The organism is Nocardiopsis sp. iso_40, assembly GCF_056173285.1.
Map to the genome: position 1 here is coordinate 1,679,461 of NZ_CM149666.1, position 16,400 is coordinate 1,695,860.

Sequence of the window (16,400 nt, forward strand, 5' to 3'; positions counted from 1 at the left end):
CGGGGCGGTGCGCCGCCCCGGGGAGACCGCTGTGGTCCACACCTGTGGTTGGCGGGGGAGGGAAGCGGGTAATCCTTCGGCACCCGGCGCCAGCCAGCGGAAGGTGGTCCCATGCTGATAGCCGCGATCCTCCGGGCCAAGGGCCCGGAGGTGGTGAGCGTCGCCCCGGAGGCGACCGTCGCTCAACTGCTCACCGAACTCGCCCGCCACAACATCGGCGCCATCGTCGTCGCGGCCGGGGACGGAAGCCTCGCCGGCATCGTCTCTGAGCGCGACGTCGTCCGCCACCTGGAGCGCAGGGGCCCGGAGCTCCTGACCGCCCCCGTCTCCGACATCATGACCTCCGACGTGGTCACCTGTACCGCGGAGGACTCCGTCGAGGAGGTCAGCGAACGCATGACGACGCGCCGTTTCCGGCACGTACCCGTGGTCTCCGAGGGGCGGCTGGCGGGGATCGTCAGCATCGGCGACCTCGTCAAGAGCCGCCTGCGGGTCCTGGAGGACGACCGCGCCCAGCTGGAGGCCTACATCCACGGCCGCTGAGGCCGCACCCGGACCGGCGGCGCCGTGCCGGGCGCGCCGCCGGTCCCGCCCCGCCGTCAGCTCCGCGAACGGTCCTGCGAGGCGACGGCCACGGCGGCAGTCGCCGCGGTCACTCCGAGGACGGCGGGCCAGGAACCGACCTTCTTGGCCAGCGGGTGCGACAGGCCGAAGGCGGCCACGTACACACCGGTCAGCGCGGTCGCCGCCCCCAGCCCGGAGCGGCGGCGCGCGGTCTCGAAGGCCGCGGCGCCGAACCCGGCCAGGACCGCGCCGCCCAGGGGCCGGTTCCCGGTGGCGCGGGCCACCGAGTAACCGCCGATCAGACCGGCCGTGGTCAGCACGGCACTGGGTACTGCGGGCATGGAGAACTCCCCGTTCGGTGTGGTTCGGTGCGTCCGACGTTAGCCCCGCCCCGGGCGGGGCGCCATCCGGCACGCGTGATCCGCGCCGGGAGCCGGTCGGGGCCGCGGTCACCGGGCGGCCGACTCCGCGTCACGCTCGGGAAACGGCCCCTGGGTTTCGGTCGGGGACCGTGACAGGCTAGACGCAGACCACTACTGCTTTTTCGTGCGTCGTTCCTGTTCCGGACCGGAACCGGCACACAGTACGCGACGTCGAAGCCCGTAGTTCCGATCTTCCGTCGCAAGGAGTGCATGCCTATGTCGTTCGCGCAGACCGTGCGCGGCGCGGCCGGTGCGGTAGCCCAGGGGGGCGATCCGCGCCAGGCCGTGTCCGACGCAGTCCAGCAGGCCGCTGGCCAGGTCACCGACCAGGGGTCCGGCCAGCGGTCCGGTCAGAGTTCGGAGGGCGGTCTCGATCCGCGGGACTTCGTCGCGGCACGCGAGCAGGGCGCCTCCGTCGACACCCGCATCGAGCAGAAGACCACCTCGCTCAGCAACGCGGGCGAGGCCCTCAACAGCAGCTACTACGAGCGCGGCAGCGGCGGCCCCGTCCACGTCATCTGCCCGATGGTCATCCCCCGGGGCCGTACCTTCGTCACCATGCTCCCGGCGATCGCCCTGGCGGTCATCGGTGTCGTCGGGTTCTCGGCCGTGTCGGCCACGGCCATGGCCACCGGTGCGAACCCGCTGCTGAACCCGTTCTTCGGCGTCCACTACTGGGTCATCACCGCCGGCGTCAGCGCCTTCATGTGGTGGCGCCAGGGCATGGTCATGGTCCCCGAGGGCTGCCAGGCCATCGTCACCCGCTTCGGCAAGATGGAGAACCTCTTCCAGCCGGGCAGGGTCACCCTGTTCAACCCCTGGAAGCGCGTTTCCTACATCGTCAACACCACGCGCGAGTACCCCTTCAACGCGCCGATCCGCTCCGCCCCCACCAAGAGCGGTGTCCAGGCCTCGGTCGACCTGTTCGTGCAGTTCAAGATCGAGAACGCCACGGACTTCGTCTACACCCTGGGCGGCGTCCCGGGCTTCCAGGAGAAGCTCAACAACGCCATCAGCGAGACCACCCGAAGCCTCATCTACGAGCAGGAGGCCTCGGCGATCTACGACATGGTCGGCGAGAGCACCCAGGCCCTCCTCGACCAGCTCAACCGGCAGTTCGGCGGTATCGTCGTCCTCACCAGCGCCAACATCACCCACGCCGAGCCCTCCAGCCAGGAGTACCGGATGGACCTGGCGGCGCCGGAGATGGTGCGGGTGGCCAAGGACGCCTACACCTTCGAGTACGAGCTCCAACTGCGCAAGGAACAGAACGAGGGCGACCTGAACAAGGAACTCGCCACCCTCAACGAGACGCTCTCCGCGATCCAGGCCGACATCGCCCAGTACCAGGCGCAGATGGACACCGCCCTGGAGCGCGAGACCAACCGGGCACGCGCCACCGCCCGCCAGCGCTTCGTGGAGGCCGAGTCCGAGGCCAACGCCAACGCCGCGCTCCTCCAGGCCCAGGCCCTGGACATCCGCGCGGTCAGCGCCGCCGAGGCCCCGGAGATCCTCAACTACCGCTTCCGGGAGAACCTCCTGGACAAGCTGGAGGCGGTCGCCGACAGCCTTCCCCAGGTGCTGCGGATCGGCTCGGGCGACGGCGCCAGCGTCGACTACCTGCGCATCGCCCAGGAGATCATCGGCCAGACCGACGCCGCCCTGTTCTCCGACGAGGACATGTCCGCGATCCGGGAGCGCCTGGGTGAGATCAACGCCCGTATCTCGGAGAGGGAGCAGGAGATCAACGCCCTCGTCGAGGACGAGGCCGAGGAGCGTCGCCGCCCCTCCGCGGAGGACCCGGGCGAGGACCTGGTGGAGGAGATCCGCCAGTCGGTGAGCGACGACTCCATCGACGAGCGCATCTCCGACGCCTCTCCGGAGGACGAGCCCCGGGAGTCCGCCCCGGCCGACGCACCGCCGCCCTCCGGGGCCCCGTACCAGCAACCGCAGGCCCCGCAGGGCCCGCCGCCGCCCCCGTGGTCGCAGGGCGGCGCCGAGGGCCAGAACCCGGGAGGTCAGTAGATGAGTGAGTCCTTCAACCCCGGCGGCGGCTCCAACATCAAGGAGTCCCTCGCCTCGTGGAGCGACCTCGCCGGTCTGCTGCGCGGCGGCGACCAGGGCGCCATCGTCCCGGTCGTCATCCCGCGCGACAACCGCGGCCTGCGCTGGACCGTCCTGGTCTGGTTCGGCCTGTTCGCGATCACCTCCGCGCTGATGATGTCGCTCAACGTCGCGTTCGGCGGCGCCCTGGCCGGCGTGGCCTACGGGGTCCTGGCGGTGCCGACCCTGATGGTCGGTGTGCTCAGCGTGCTGGCCGCCGGCCTGTGGTGGTGGCGCGGTTCGATCGTGGAGATCGAGGAGGGCACCACCGGCATCCTCACCAAGTACGGCGCCTTCGCCAAGAGCATCGGCCCGGGCCGCCACTACCTGTGGCACCCGTGGTCGCGTGTGGACTTCGTGGTGGACACCCGCACGGAGATCCCCTACACCGCGCCGGTCCTGGCCTGCCCCACGCGTGAGAACGTGCCGCTGAAGTCGATCGAGTTCTTCCTGAAGTTCCGGATCGAGGAGCCGTACCGGTTCGTCACCGTCATCGGTGCGAGCAACTTCGACCTGGTGCTCTCCAGCGCGGTGCAGGACGCCATCCGCCAGCGCAGCCGCATGGTCAACACCGAGTCCGCCTACGACCTGCGCGGCTCGAACGTCGAGGACATGCGCAGCCTGCTCAACGCCCAGCTGCACAAGTACGGCGTGACCATCACCGGCTGCAACATCCCGGACGTGCAGCTGCCCAGCCAGTACCAGCAGCACCTGGCCACCCGGGAGCGGGTCGCCAAGGAGCTGGTCGCCTACGAGCAGGAGTGGGAGCTCACGCGCAAGCGCCGCATCGACACCCTGCTGATGGACATCGAGCGCTCCAAGAAGACCCGCGACGCCAAGATCGTCGAGGTCAACGCCTCCCTGAACAAGGCGCGCAAGGACGTCGCGCAGATGCTGGAGGAGCAGGAGACCGAGGCCCAGCGGGTGCGGTACGAGATCGAGACGCGCGGCCGGGCCGACCTGGTCGCGGCCGAGAACGAGGCCAAGGCCCAGCGGCGCCTGGCCACCGCCTACCGCGACAACCGGGCGGTGCTGGAGTACGAGCTGGCCCGTCGCCGCCTGGACGTGGGCGCGGTGCTGGCCGAGCACGCGCCGCGTCCGGTCGTGGTGCAGACCGAGGGCGGTTCCGGGGACGGTTCGGCGCTGTCCACGCTGTTGACCGCGCAGCTGCTGCCGCAGGTCATGAACGGCGGGGGCAACTCCTCCGGCCGTTCGCTGGGAGCCTCGGCGGCTCAGGAGGCCTTCGAGAACGCCCAGGGGTCGGTGGCCGCGGCCGCCGCCCGCCAGCAGCAGATGGCCGAGGAGTACCAGAGCCAGCAGGACACCGCGATGCGCCAGCAGTTCGAGCGCGGTGAGGGCTACGGCGGCGGGCAGGGCAGGCGCCGCTGACCGCGGCCGAGTCCGACCGCGGCCGGTCGCCGGAAGGGCTGCGGACGACAGGGGCCCCTGCGGTCCGCCTGGTGCGGACCGCAGGGGCCCCTGTGCGTGTGGGGGAGGCCGCGGGTGGTGGTCGGCCCTTCCGGGGGTCAGCCGGTGGGGGACAGGGCCGCGTAACCGGCGATGTCGATTCCGTGCCGGGCCGCGATCTCCACCAGGTCCTCGACCTCCCCGGCCTGGGCGGTGGCGAGGTCGTCGTCACCGACGGCGTGTGCGCGGCGCAGCGCGGTGATCGAATCGTGGAGGCGTAGGTGGAGGGTGAGCACGAACTCGCGCATGGGGCTTCTCCTCGGGTGGGCGACGCTGCCTTGGGGGAGAACCTCGAGGGGTGTCTCCCGGGGGATCGCCACCATCTCTACACGTCGAGGGTGAGAGTCACGTTGGAGCGGGACAGCGCCCGGCAAAGAGCCGGGTAAGAGTCCGTGGCCGGGGCGCGGGGGCGGTCAGTGGTCCACCCAGACGTACCAGTCGCCGGACACGTGTTCGTAGATCCGGGAGTCCTGACCGGGGACGAAGACGCCCACGGGGATCTCCTCGGAGCTGTACGCCAGCCCGGCGGGCTGGAACAGCCCGGCGTCCGCCACCTCGTAGTGGGTGACCCCGTCGGTCTCCGAGACGCTGCGCAGCGAGTACAGGCCGGTCCACTCCCCGTTGCGCGGGATGGTCGTGGGGTCGGCCACCTCCTCGCGCAGTTCGAGGAGTTGTTCGGCGGAGGCCTGCACCCGAAGCTGGAGGGGCACGTCGGCGACGGCCAGTCCCAGGGCGGCGAAGGCGATGAGCGGGGCACTGATCCAGCGCAGCCAGTAGTGGCGGATCATCGGACGGGCGACGGCGAGCGCGATGCCCAGGCGCAGCGCGCCCATGCCGGCCAGGAGCAGTCCGGCGCCTAGGCCGACGAAGAACGTGGGCAGGTGCCCGGCGGGCACGCTGTCCTCGAAGAGCAGGACGAGACCGATCACCGAGCATGCGGGGATGTAGAGCCGACCGGGCGGGCGCGAGGCCCAGCTGATCAGCCGTTGGCCCAGCGTCGGCTTCTCCGCGATCTCGATCAGCTTGGCCACGGACCCGTCGGGGGTCGGGCCGGAAGCTGAGGCGGACATGGCGTTCCCCCCACCGAATCCTGGTCGTGGCGACGCGGTTCCCGGGGCAGCCGGGGGCTCGAACGGGCCGCGTCACAGTCGATACGGCCGTCGTGGTGCGGCCTGCCCCACAGGATAGAGCAGTGGCGGGGCGTGTTCGGGGCGCCGGGGGGAAATACCGGGAGCTTTCTCCTGTTCCGCGGATGTTGTCCGGTGGCGGACGGGCCGGGGCGTCCGGGGCCGGGGCGAGACGATCAGGTAGTCCCACGACCACCGTCCGCCGCCCACCGCCATGAGCACGCAGACCGCTGTGACCAGCGCGGTCGCCCCCCAGGAGTCGAACGGGGTCAGGTGCGGTGCTCCGGCGGTGAGGCTGCCGGCCACGGCGGCCAGCGCCAGCAGCGGCCCGGTCAGCCATGTGAGCAGACCCACTGCGAAGGAGACCGAGAGCGCGACGAGCAGGGCCGGTACGAGGGGTGCCGCGAGTGCGGCGACCGGCATGCCCGCCTCGGACAGGTGCCCGGCCACCAGGTCCTCCCTGCCGCGCAGGGCCAGGCCGTACTCCGCGAACACCCAGCCCACACCCACGCGGGTGGCGGCGGAGACGACGTCGTAGAGGCGGCCGCGCGGTACGCGCGGTTTCGCTCCCGGCTCGGGCCGGTGGCGCGGCGGGCGCCGTGTTGGGGTGCGCGGCCGTGTCCTCGGCGTGGTGCGCTGCATGTCCATTCCTCCCGGGCGGCCAGGCACGGCGGTTCCGACAAGCGGAAACTACCGAAAGTCATGGGTCATGACTGCTTGTCACTGTCGGTGAGTCGCACAAAACCCACCGGATCGGCTCCGGTGCCCTCGGGGTCGACCCCTCAGAGCGGGCCCGGGGGGTCACCGGACAGTCCTAGGGTTGGTATGTGCCGACGACGACTTCACAGACGATCCCATCGAAGAACGGCCCCGCCCGCGGGAGCGGACCGCAGCCCGCACCGACCTTCGAGGTCGAGGACGAACTCCGGGCGGCGGGCGCACGCGTGGTCGCCGGGGTGGACGAGGTGGGCCGGGGCGCCTGGGCCGGGCCACTCCTGGTCTGCGCCGCGATTCCCGGCCGGGGCGCACCGCCTGCCGGGCTCACCGACTCCAAGCGGCTGACCCCCAAACGGCGCCGCGAGCTCGCCGTGCTGATCGAACCCTGGGTCGCCGACCACGCCTTCGGCTGGTCCGAGGCGGCCGAGATCGACGAGGTCGGTATGACCGAGGCCCTGCACCGGGCCGCCCGCCGGGCCCTGGACGCGTTGGATCCCCGTCCGGAGGCGGTCATCCTCGACGGCCGACACGACTTCATCGGCCGCCCCTGGAGCGTGCGCACCCAGGTCAAGGGTGACCTGACCTGTGTGAGCGTGGCCGCGGCGGCGATCCTGGCCAAGGTGCGCCGCGACGCCCTCATGGCCGAGCTCGCCGAGGCGCACCCCGGCTACGGGTTCGAGAGGGCCGCGGGCTACCCCTCGCCGACGCACCGCGCCACCCTGGCCGAGGCCGGGCCCACCCCGCAGCACCGGATGAGCTGGGCCTACCTCGACGACCTGCCCCGGTGGAGGCATCTGCGCAGGGTCCGCCCCGCACCCGGAGGCCAGATCCCGCTGCTGTGAACCGGGGCGGCCCGCGACACGCCGCCCCGCACTGGACATCCGGCCCCGCTTGGGGCAAGGCTGTTCCTTGTCCACGGCCGTGTCCCGGGTCCCGGTCCCCTCCGGCCCCGCCCGACCTCCTCCGGCCCCGGGCCGACCACGTGACCCCCACGCAGGAAGGTGCATGGATGACGCGCGAGATGCGTTCCACCGCCGCCGCGCAGCCGGAACGCGCCTCGGGGGTGGACCGCCTGCGCGCCGTCTACCGCGGGGTCCCCCTCGGCAGGCGTCTGGTGGCTGCCCTGGTCGTGCTCACGGTGGTCGCCGTCGTCGCCCTCGTGCTGAGCCTTCCGGTGCTCACCGTGCTGGTCGGCACCCTCCTGCTGCTGGCGGCCTTCTCGGCGCTGATGCGTTCGCTCGACGCCCTCCTCACCGTGCTGGTGTCGGTCGTGTGGCTGCTCATCGCCGTCCCCCTCTTCCAGATCCCCCTGCTCGGGGAGCCGGTCGTCCTGCTGGTCCTGCCCCTGCCCCTGCTCGTGGTGCTGGCGGCGAGCCGGGCCCGGGAGTTCCCCGCCTGGCACACCGCCCTGCTCTCGCTGACCGCGGGACTCGTCGCCGGCTTCTCCGTCGCCCTGCTCGGGATGGTCGTCGAGCCCGTTCCGGCCGGGGCCGGGATCGCGGCCCTCTACGTCGCCGCGGGCGCCTGCCTGCTGTGGCGTCTGGCCGCCTCCGGCCAGGTGGCCAAGGAGAGCAGGGACAACGACGAGAAGAGGCGGAACAGCACGTCCGGCTCCCGTCCCGGGAGGAAGGAGGCCCCGGAGGGGAAGGGCGGCCCCGGGCAGGAGGGCGGGCCCCGCCCCCAGCGCGGCCGTGCCTCCCGGGTGCCCCGCCGGGGCGAGGCGGCCGGGGGCGGTACGGGTGACGGGGAGGAGCCCGTCCCCGTCGACCAGGCACTGGCCGAGCTGGAGAACATGATCGGACTTGACCCGGTCAAACAACAGGTCCGCGGGATCGCCGCCTCCATCGAAGCCGCCCGGCTGCGCGCGGACGCCGGCCTCTCCGTCGAACGCCCCCTGCGCCACCTGGTCTTCTCCGGGCCGCCCGGAACCGGCAAGACCAGTGTCGCCCGCACGCTCGCCACGATCTTCCACTCCTTCGGCCTCCTGCCCACGTCCCGGGTGGTGGAGGCCCAGCGCGCCGACCTGGTCGGCGAGTACCTGGGCGCCACCGCCATCAAGACCAACGAGCTCATCGACGGAGCCCTGGGCGGTGTGCTGTTCGTCGACGAGGCGTACTCGCTGGTCAACGAGGGCGACGGCCAGGCCGACCGGTTCGGCAACGAGGCGGTCCAGACCCTGCTCAAACGGGCCGAGGACGACCGCGGCCAGCTGGTGGTCGTGCTGGCCGGATACGAGAAGGAGATGGACTCCTTCCTGGCCTCCAACCCCGGGCTGGCATCCCGTTTCGCCACCCGTATCAGCTTCCCCAGCTACTCCTCCGCCGAGCTGTTCCGGATCGCCGAGACGCTCGTCGCCCAGCGCGGGGACGTCCTCGACCCGGACGCGGCACGCACCCTCCGGCGCAGGTTCGACCAGACCGTCCAGCGCGAGGCCGTGGACGAACTCGGCAACGGCCGTTTCGCCCGATCCATGGTCGAGAAGGCCTCCCAGGCCCGCGACGTCCGTGTGGTCACCTCCGGGGCGGGCGGGGACGAACCGGCGCCCCGGCCCAGCGCGGACGACCTCGTCACGGTACGCGCCGCCGACGTCGAGACCGCCTACACCGAACTCACCTCCCGCCTGCCCGGTTTCGGGGAGTCGCCGGGCCTGGAGGAGGCGATGGCCGAACTCGACGGCATGATCGGCCTGGAACCCGTCAAGGAACAGGTGCGCTCCCTGGTCGCCCAACTGCGGGTGGCCCGGTTGCGCGAGGAGCAGGGGCTGCCGCACCAGCCGCCGATGCGCCACTTCGTCTTCACGGGCCCGCCCGGCACCGGCAAGACCACGGTCGCCCGCGTGCTCGGGCGGGTCTTCTCCGCCCTGGGCATGCTGGGCCGCGCCGAGGTGGTCGAGGCCCAGCGCGCCGACCTGGTCGGCGAGCACCTCGGTGCCACCGCCGTCAAGACCAACCGGCTGGTCAACCGCGCCCTGGGCGGGGTGTTGTTCGTCGACGAGGCCTACTCCCTGGTCAACCCGGGGTACAGCGGCGGCGACGCGTTCGGCGCCGAGGCCATCCAGACCCTGCTCAAACGGGCCGAGGACGACCGGGACAGGCTCGTGGTGGTCCTGGCGGGCTACACCGACGAGATGGACCGCTTCCTGGCCTCGAACGCCGGGCTCTCCTCCCGTTTCAACGTGCGGGTGCGGTTCCCCTCCTACAGCCCGGGCGAGCTGTCCGAGATCGCGGACACCGTGGCGGCCCGCACCGGGGACGCCTTCGACGACACCGCGCGCCAGGACCTGCACAGCATCTTCACCCACGTGTGCGTGACCGGGTGGATCGACGAGCTGGGCAACGGCCGCTTCGCCCGCTCCCTCTACGAGGGTGCCTGCTCCCACCGCGACCTGAGGGTCTCCCAGGAGGTGGGGGAGGCGGCCACCGCCACCGAGCTGACCGTCATCACCAGCGAGGACGTGCGAAAGGCGTACGCCGACGCCACCCAGCAGAGCTAGGGTCCCCCGCCACCCGTACTGCTACTGTCCGGTATATGACCGCTTCACCCTCATCCAACGAGTCCCCCGTCACGCAGGCGCTGATCCTCGCTGGTGGACAGGCCACCCGGTTGCGGCCCTACACCGACACCCGCCCCAAGGCGATGGTGGAGGTGGCCGGGCGGCCCATCATCGACTACCAGCTGGAGTGGCTGGCCTCGCACGGAGTCGAGCAGGTCGTCGTCTCCTGCGGTTACAAGGCCGAGGTACTGCGCGAACACATCGAAGCGCGGCGGGTCGGCCCCGAGATCACGCTGCTGGTCGAGGACGAACCGCTGGGCCGCGGCGGTGCCCTGCGCTACGCCGCCACCGGGCTGCGCGACCCCCGAGCCCCCTACTTCGCGCTCAACGGCGACGTCCTCACCTGGTTCTCCCTGAAGGAGCTGACCGAGCACCACCGGGCCAAGGGCGGCCTCGGCACCCTGGCCCTGTCCCAGTTCCGCACCACCTGGGGCATCGTCGACGTCGACGGCGACGACCGGATCGAGGGCTTCACGCAGAGCCCCCTGCTGCCGGTGTGGATCAACGCGGGCGTCTACCTGTTCGAGCCGGGCCTGACCCCGCTCCTGCCGGTCAAGGGCGACCACGAGTCCTCGACCTTCCCCGAGCTGGCCAAGGAGGGGAAGCTGTCCGCCTACCGCATCGAGGGGTTCTGGCGCGGCGTCGACACCGCCAAGGACGTCAAGGAGGCGGGAGCCGAGATCGAGGCCCTCCGGGAGAAGTCCGGCTGAGTGTTCACCCGGAGGCGGGACCGGGTGATGACGGGGTACCGGGGCGGTGGGTATCGTCGCCGTCGTGACGAATGACGGCTTCCTCCTCCCCAGTGCCCCCAACTTCCGCGACCTCGGCGGTCACCGCACGAGGGAAGGCCGCACCGTGCGCGACGGCCTCCTCTACCGGTCCGACGCCCTGCACAGCATCTCCGAGCAGGACCGGGCCGCCTACGACGGCTTCGGTATCCGCCAGCTGATCGACCTGCGCACCCACCACGAACGGGACCGCCTCCCCGACCTGGTCCCCGAGGGCGCGGAGTACGCCGCCGTCGGGGTGCAGAACGCCGAGGCGCCCGGGGCCAACTTCGTCGATCTGCTCACCGACCGGGAGCGGGCCCGCAAGGCGTTCGGAAACGGCGCCGCCGAGCGCTTCATGTTCGGTGTCTACCGTGACCTGGTCACCGAGGACGAGGCCCTGGACGGCTACCGCGACCTGGTCGAACGCGCCGCCAAGGGCCCGACCGCCCTGGTCTTCCACTGCAGCGCGGGCAAGGACCGCACCGGCTGGGGCGCGGCGCTGTTGCTCACCCTGCTCGGTGTGGAGCGCGAGGCCGTCACCACGGACTACCTCACCAGCAACGAGCGCCAGGCCAACACCGACCACTGGATGCGCCAGCTGTCCCGGCACAGCGGTCTGCCCTGGGAGGACGTCGAGCCGATGACCCGGGTCCGCGCCGAGTACCTCGACAGCGCCTTCGGTCACGTGGACCAGGTGTACGGATCGTTCGACAACTACGTGGTCGACGGCCTGAAGCTCTCCGGCGGGACCCTGGAGAGCCTCCGCGAGCGACTGCTCGTGTGACCCCCGCCTACAGCGCGTCCAGCCTCCGGCGCAGGTCGCTCTCGCTGGAGGCGGAGTACAGCGTTTCGACCAGGGCGGACAGCACCGTGGGGCGGTCCGCGCCCCGGTCGAGCATCCTCCGGGCCGCCGCCCACAGGTTCGCGGGGCGCCCGTCCCACAGGCGTTTGGCCAGGCGCTCGTGGCGGTCCAGCTCCTCCTCCCGCTCCGGGTCCCTTCCGGTCACCGGCCGGTACCAGCGGTCCTGGCCGGTCGAGTGGTGCCGACCGCTGTGCGGGGTGGCCGCCTCGTACTCGCCGTAGTGGTCCAGCCGCAGCAGGGCCCGCCGCCCCCTGGACGTGGCCGGGTCGAACTCCTCCGGCGCCCCCGTCACGAGCTCGCTGGCCAGGAGCGGAAAGGCGAACATCCTCCGGGCCAGCGACGCGAAGTCGCCGTCCGGCAGCAGCCGCCGCACCGCGTCCTGCCGCAGGCCGAGGGGGCGTGCCGGGTCGCGGTAGGTCCTGGCGAAGGCCGAGGTGGCCTCCCACAGGGCGTCGAGCGTCGCCCCCACCGCGACATCGGGAAGCCGGGTCCGGGCCCCGGCCCAGCGCACCCACGCGGCGAGGACGTGCGGCATGGCCTCCTGCTCCTCGGGCAGCAGCACCACCCGGCCGGGCAGCCAGTGCAGCAGGAACGACTCCACCTTGCGCGGACTGACCCGCATCGGGCGCCCGCTGTCCACGTCGCAGCCGTGCGTGATGATGTGGTCCGCGCACCGGCTCGCCGCGTAGGAGTCCGACAGCTCGGCGGCCTGGTCCGAGGCGAGGAACCGGGCGGCCAGCACCGCGCGCCGGTCGCGCCGCCAGACGGGGACGGGGGAGTCCGGGACGCCCCGGGGCGGGCGGGGGAGCCGCTGGACCCGGGACGCGGCCAACGCGAAGTGCGCGGCCAGCGAACCGCCGGTCAGGTCGGCCGCGGCGATGCCCACCGGTTCCACCGTGGGTCCGGCGGAGGGGTCGGCCGCGGCCCCGGTGACCACGCGTTCGGTCCGCTCCAGGGCGCGGGCGAGCAGGGACCGGGCGTCGCTCAGCTCCAGTTGCTCGAAGCGGGCGAAGCCGTCGGCGCGGGCCTGTTCCCGGCACTGCTCCAGGAGCAGGTCGACCTTGGTGGTCACCCAGGCGTCGCGCAGCAGCCCGCCGCTGTTGTGGTCCACGACCAGGATGAGCGCGTGCTCGGGCGGCAGGGCGCCGGTGCTGTCGGGGGCGTCCCGGCTGAACACGCACACCACGTCGTCGGTGTCGCCGAACCGGTCCCCGTTGACGTACACGGACACGGGGGTCACCGCGCCCAGCTGGGACGCCCAGGCCGGGGCCTGCAGCCCTCGCTCCCGCAGGGCGATCATCCCCTGTTCGGCCAGTTCCCGCTGGGAGGCCGAGGTGCCCAGGGCGGTGATCGCGGCCAGCACGCCCAGCCCCGCGGGTTTGCCGGAGGCGGTGGCGTGCGTGATGAGCCCTTCGCCGAGCAGACGTTCGACGTCGACCCCGGGCAGCCGTTCGCCCCACCAGGAGCCGAGGAGTTCACTGAAGGCCAGTTCGGCGTCGAGCGGGTGTCGCATGGCGAGCAGGGCTCTGGCCGCGCGCAGCATCTCCTCGAAGGCGGCGGCGGGGACGTCGGGGCCTGTGGGTGAGGGCGAAGGGGAGGGCACGGTCCGAGCGTATGCCAGTTGGAACCGGCTGTGATCCCGCCTGTGCACGGTGGAGCCCCGCGGCCCCGGGCAGCCCGAAGCCGGGCACGGCGCCTACGGGGCCCGTGCCCGGCTTCGCCGCCACCGGGTCAGCGCGGTTCGGGAACCGCGCGGTGACCGGTGAACAGTGTGGTGCCAGGGTGGCGTGCGGCCTTCCTGACGGCTTGTGAGGGCGGCACGGAGTTCACCATGGCCTCGAGGTGTTCGCGGGCGACCCGCTCTACGAGGTGTGGAGTGACCGTGATGCCCAGGTGTTCGACGCAGTTCCAGGTATCGCTGACACAGCGCTCGACGCAGCGGTGGGACAGACCGCTGAACTCGTCGTGAAGTCTCGCCGAGATCTGCCTGAGATCCTGGACCGGGAAGGTCTGGAGCATTCTTGCTCACACCCCTAGCTGAAGATGGCCTGGACGGTGACCTCCACCCATTTCACTTGTTCTGGCTGGACTGTCAACCCCTCCCGCGGCACGCTGTTGATAAAACATGGGGGAGGTGCCGTTTACCCTGGTTGCTTTGTCGTCGCAGGTCAGCGAGGCGAAAAGGACGTTTCGGGCATATAACGGTCCTGTTTCGAAGAGTTCTCTGCAAACCGTCCGACCCGGCTCATCGCTGGTAATTATGGGAAAACACGCCCGCAAAACCCCCGGTCGGCTGTGGGGGGAGGGTTCGGTGGCCTAGCATTTACCTTCCGTGTCCGCAGCGGCTCCCCCTCCACGGCCGCCGTTGCGTGTGGACGGGTGTGTCTTATGCTTGAGCCGTGACAGCGGCCGAGAGGAGTCATGGAGCGTGACTCCCGGGGCCGCGGAGCCCCCGACCGGAATCGGCGCCCGCGCACCCCGCGCCACAGTGCCGCCGCGAACGGGTGGCGGGCACGGTGGCAGGGACGGACCCCCGCGCGGTCCACGAACAACCCCAACGAAAACACGGCTGGGGAATCCGACGGTTCCGGAGGTGTCGAGCAGTTGAGCGCCGAGACGTCCATTCCCCCACCCCGGATCAGCGTGGCGGAACTGCCTGACGCGGTGAAATCCCTTCTCACCGACGCGCCCATCGGATTCGCGCTGCTGGGGCCCGACGACGTCTTCGTTTCGATCAACCCCCGGCTGGCCACGGTCTTCGGCAGCACCCCCGCCCGCTGCCTGGGCCGCACGCCCGCCCAGGCCCTGGCCGAGGCCGGCGACGAGGCGGGGGCCCGTGCCCAAGGAGCCTCCGTGGTCCGGGTGCGCGAGACCGGGCACGCGGTGCGCGACCGCCACCGCGCGTCCTCCGGGCACGCCTGGGACCTCACCTGGTTTCCGGTCAACGACCCCGCCAACGGCGACGAGCACATCGCCCTCATCGCCGCCCGGGACCACGAGGACGCCGACTCCCGGCGCCAGGAGCAGCGCCTGCGCGCCCTGCTCCAGACGGGCAACCAGATCGTCTGGTCCGCGGGCCCGGGCGGCGACGTCCGCGAGGACTGCCCCCAGTGGCGGGCCGTGACCGGTCAGAGCCCGGACGACTACCTGGGCCGGGGCTGGTTCGACGCCCTCCACCCCGACGACCGCAGCCGGGTGGAACGCGCCTGGGACGACGCCGTCCTGGACGTCACCCCCTTCGACACGATGTTCCGTGTGCGCACCCGTGCGGGCGGCTACGTCCACTACCGGGCCCGGGCGAACCCGGTCATGGACGGCGCCGAGACCGCCGAGTGGGTCGGCACCCTGGCCGACATCACCACCGAGCGCGAGGCGGACGAACTGCGTCAGCGCCTCAACCAGCAGCTCAGCGAGGCGGCGATGCGTACCGCCCGCCTGCAGAAGGCCACCTCGGACCTGGCCGAGGCCCTCACCGCGGACGAGGTCGTCCAGGCCATGTCCGAGATCGGGCGTTCCGGTGTGGGCGCCGACCACACCTCCGTCGCCCTCCTGGACCGGGACCGGCTGCGCCTGCGGATGCTCTCCGCGGACGGCTGCGCGGGCCTGCCCGAACGCGGGTTCGCGTTGGACTACCCCGACGTCGCGGCCAGGGCCGTGGCCGACCGGGCGCCGCGGCTGGCGGCCAGCCCGGCCGAGCTGGGCGAACTCATGGAGCACGCGCCCGAGGTGGAGAGCCTGGTCGAGCGGACCGGGGAACGCGCCTGGGTGGCGCTGCCGATGATGGCGGCGGGCCGCCCGATCGGTGCCCTGCGCTTCTCCTTCGACGCCCAGCGGGAGGTCACCGACGAGGAGCGGGTTTTCCTGGAGGCGCTCGCCGGGCAGTGCGCCCTGGCCATCGGCCGGGCCATCGTCTACGAACGCGAACACGGAACCGCCGAGGAGCTCCAGCGCAGCCTGCTGCCCGAGGAACTGCCCGAGGTGCGCGGGGTGCGCCTGGCCGCCTACTACCGGTCGGGCTCCCAGCACGTGCAGGTCGGCGGGGACTGGTACGACGCCTTCCCGCTGCCCGACGGCCGCGTCGCCGGGGTGCTCGGCGACGTCATGGGCAAGGGCATCCCGGCGGCGGCGGGAATGAGTCGGATCCGCAACGCGTTGCGGGCACTGGCGTTCTCCATGCCCGAACCGGCCGACGTGTTGACCGGACTCGACCGCATGTTCACGGCCACGGAGGGAATGGACCAGGTAACAACGCTGGTCTACTTCGTCCTGGACCCCGTCACCGGACAACTCGACCTCAGCAACGCGGGCCACCTCCCGCCGCTGGTGGTCGCCGGCAACGCGGGGCCCTCGCTGCTCGACACCGAACCGGACACACCGCTCGGGGTCAGCTCCACGAGAGGTCACCACAAATTCTTCGTACAACCCGGTAACACTGTCGCTCTCTACTCCGATGGACTGGTTGAGAACCGCAAACGTTCGGTCGACGCAGGTCTCGACGAGTTGCTCCGGAGAGCGTCCCAGGCCCAGCCCGAAGTGGTGGGCGATCCACAGCAGATGCTGGAGTACCTTGTGGAGAGCATGCTCGAAGGGTATGAGCAGGACGATGACGTCACTCTGCTCGCCGTTCAGCTTCCGGTGATCGATTCCGGGTCGGAGCGGTAGACCGTACGAACAAGTCCATTGCCTTGCCTACAGTGAAGAAGCCGCCGTGCCCCGCGAAGACGGGGGTGACCCCGGCTTCCCCGCCCAGTGGGGACGATCCCAGGCCGCAGGTGGGAGAGGGTGCAGTGCCCGGTCCCGCGTCAGCGGGCCCAC

General features: G+C 71.7%; 14 protein-coding genes. 8 read left to right on the forward strand and 6 right to left on the reverse strand.

Features of this window, described 5'->3' with window-relative positions; translation table 11 throughout:
- Positions 1-111 precede the first annotated feature (111 nt).
- Positions 112-543: a CBS domain-containing protein gene (locus tag AC0VYD_RS07380; RefSeq protein WP_475479186.1), complete on the forward strand. Its 432-nt coding sequence runs from the start codon at positions 112-114 to the stop codon at positions 541-543.
- 56 nt (positions 544-599) lie between these two features.
- On the opposite strand, the gene AC0VYD_RS07385 is transcribed toward AC0VYD_RS07380, so the two are convergent.
- A complete protein-coding gene (locus AC0VYD_RS07385; protein ID WP_475479187.1) occupies positions 600-905 on the reverse strand; it encodes a hypothetical protein in 306 nt (101 codons plus the stop codon).
- Positions 906-1,202: 297 nt separating this feature from the next.
- On the opposite strand from AC0VYD_RS07385, the gene AC0VYD_RS07390 reads away from it, so the two are divergent.
- Complete coding sequence (locus tag AC0VYD_RS07390; RefSeq protein WP_475479188.1) at positions 1,203-3,011, forward strand: SPFH domain-containing protein; 1,809 nt, start codon at positions 1,203-1,205, stop codon at positions 3,009-3,011.
- On the forward strand, positions 3,012-4,478 hold the full coding sequence (locus AC0VYD_RS07395) for an SPFH domain-containing protein (protein ID WP_473040857.1): 1,467 nt from the start codon (positions 3,012-3,014) through the stop codon (positions 4,476-4,478). It begins immediately after the preceding gene.
- Positions 4,479-4,615: 137 nt separating this feature from the next.
- On the opposite strand, the gene AC0VYD_RS07400 is transcribed toward AC0VYD_RS07395, so the two are convergent.
- The 3 genes from AC0VYD_RS07400 to AC0VYD_RS07410 form a co-directional block, all read right to left on the reverse strand.
- On the reverse strand, positions 4,616-4,804 hold the full coding sequence (locus tag AC0VYD_RS07400; protein ID WP_191273044.1) for a hypothetical protein: 189 nt from the start codon (positions 4,802-4,804) through the stop codon (positions 4,616-4,618).
- Positions 4,805-4,969: 165 nt separating this feature from the next.
- Complete coding sequence (locus AC0VYD_RS07405; protein WP_191273046.1) at positions 4,970-5,626, reverse strand: hypothetical protein; 657 nt, start codon at positions 5,624-5,626, stop codon at positions 4,970-4,972.
- A 72-nt stretch (positions 5,627-5,698) separates the two neighbouring features.
- On the reverse strand, positions 5,699-6,325 hold the full coding sequence (locus AC0VYD_RS07410; RefSeq protein ID WP_475479189.1) for a DoxX family protein: 627 nt from the start codon (positions 6,323-6,325) through the stop codon (positions 5,699-5,701).
- Positions 6,326-6,510: 185 nt separating this feature from the next.
- On the opposite strand from AC0VYD_RS07410, the gene AC0VYD_RS07415 reads away from it, so the two are divergent.
- From AC0VYD_RS07415 to AC0VYD_RS07430, 4 genes are all read left to right on the forward strand, one after another.
- Complete coding sequence (locus AC0VYD_RS07415; protein ID WP_475479190.1) at positions 6,511-7,242, forward strand: ribonuclease HII; 732 nt, start codon at positions 6,511-6,513, stop codon at positions 7,240-7,242.
- Between the two features lie 167 nt (positions 7,243-7,409).
- Positions 7,410-9,893 (forward strand): AAA family ATPase, encoded by a 2,484-nt coding sequence (locus tag AC0VYD_RS07420; RefSeq protein WP_475479191.1) that lies wholly within the window; start codon positions 7,410-7,412, stop codon positions 9,891-9,893.
- A 35-nt stretch (positions 9,894-9,928) separates the two neighbouring features.
- Entirely contained in the window at positions 9,929-10,663 is a 735-nt protein-coding gene (locus AC0VYD_RS07425; protein ID WP_475479192.1) for a nucleotidyltransferase family protein, read from the forward strand.
- A gap of 46 nt (positions 10,664-10,709) precedes the next feature.
- On the forward strand, positions 10,710-11,507 hold the full coding sequence (locus AC0VYD_RS07430) for a tyrosine-protein phosphatase (protein ID WP_475479193.1): 798 nt from the start codon (positions 10,710-10,712) through the stop codon (positions 11,505-11,507).
- A gap of 7 nt (positions 11,508-11,514) precedes the next feature.
- Here AC0VYD_RS07430 and AC0VYD_RS07435 read toward each other — a convergent pair whose 3' ends face one another.
- Together AC0VYD_RS07435 and AC0VYD_RS07440 are read right to left on the reverse strand one after the other, a co-directional pair.
- Positions 11,515-13,128: a hypothetical protein gene (locus AC0VYD_RS07435; RefSeq protein ID WP_475480214.1), complete on the reverse strand. Its 1,614-nt coding sequence runs from the start codon at positions 13,126-13,128 to the stop codon at positions 11,515-11,517.
- A gap of 188 nt (positions 13,129-13,316) precedes the next feature.
- A complete protein-coding gene (locus AC0VYD_RS07440; RefSeq protein ID WP_475479194.1) occupies positions 13,317-13,604 on the reverse strand; it encodes a hypothetical protein in 288 nt (95 codons plus the stop codon).
- Positions 13,605-14,189: 585 nt separating this feature from the next.
- Here AC0VYD_RS07440 and AC0VYD_RS07445 point away from each other — a divergent pair.
- Positions 14,190-16,247 carry a SpoIIE family protein phosphatase gene (locus AC0VYD_RS07445; protein ID WP_475479195.1) on the forward strand — a complete coding sequence of 686 codons (2,058 nt, stop codon included), beginning with the start codon at positions 14,190-14,192 and terminating at the stop codon, positions 16,245-16,247.
- Positions 16,248-16,400 lie beyond the last annotated feature (153 nt).

Bases quoted from the DNA above. Each gene is read 5' to 3' on its own strand.
- AC0VYD_RS07380 (WP_475479186.1), top strand. From the start codon at position 112: ATGCTGATAGCCGCGATCCTCCGGGCCAAGGGCCCGGAGGTGGTGAGC.
- AC0VYD_RS07385 (WP_475479187.1), bottom strand. From the start codon at position 905: ATGCCCGCAGTACCCAGTGCCGTGCTGACCACGGCCGGTCTGATCGGC.
- AC0VYD_RS07390 (WP_475479188.1), top strand. From the start codon at position 1,203: ATGTCGTTCGCGCAGACCGTGCGCGGCGCGGCCGGTGCGGTAGCCCAG.
- AC0VYD_RS07395 (WP_473040857.1), top strand. From the start codon at position 3,012: ATGAGTGAGTCCTTCAACCCCGGCGGCGGCTCCAACATCAAGGAGTCC.
- AC0VYD_RS07400 (WP_191273044.1), bottom strand. From the start codon at position 4,804: ATGCGCGAGTTCGTGCTCACCCTCCACCTACGCCTCCACGATTCGATC.
- AC0VYD_RS07405 (WP_191273046.1), bottom strand. From the start codon at position 5,626: ATGTCCGCCTCAGCTTCCGGCCCGACCCCCGACGGGTCCGTGGCCAAG.
- AC0VYD_RS07410 (WP_475479189.1), bottom strand. From the start codon at position 6,325: ATGCAGCGCACCACGCCGAGGACACGGCCGCGCACCCCAACACGGCGC.
- AC0VYD_RS07420 (WP_475479191.1), top strand. From the start codon at position 7,410: ATGACGCGCGAGATGCGTTCCACCGCCGCCGCGCAGCCGGAACGCGCC.
- AC0VYD_RS07425 (WP_475479192.1), top strand. From the start codon at position 9,929: ATGACCGCTTCACCCTCATCCAACGAGTCCCCCGTCACGCAGGCGCTG.
- AC0VYD_RS07435 (WP_475480214.1), bottom strand. From the start codon at position 13,128: ATGCTGCGCGCGGCCAGAGCCCTGCTCGCCATGCGACACCCGCTCGAC.
- AC0VYD_RS07440 (WP_475479194.1), bottom strand. From the start codon at position 13,604: ATGCTCCAGACCTTCCCGGTCCAGGATCTCAGGCAGATCTCGGCGAGA.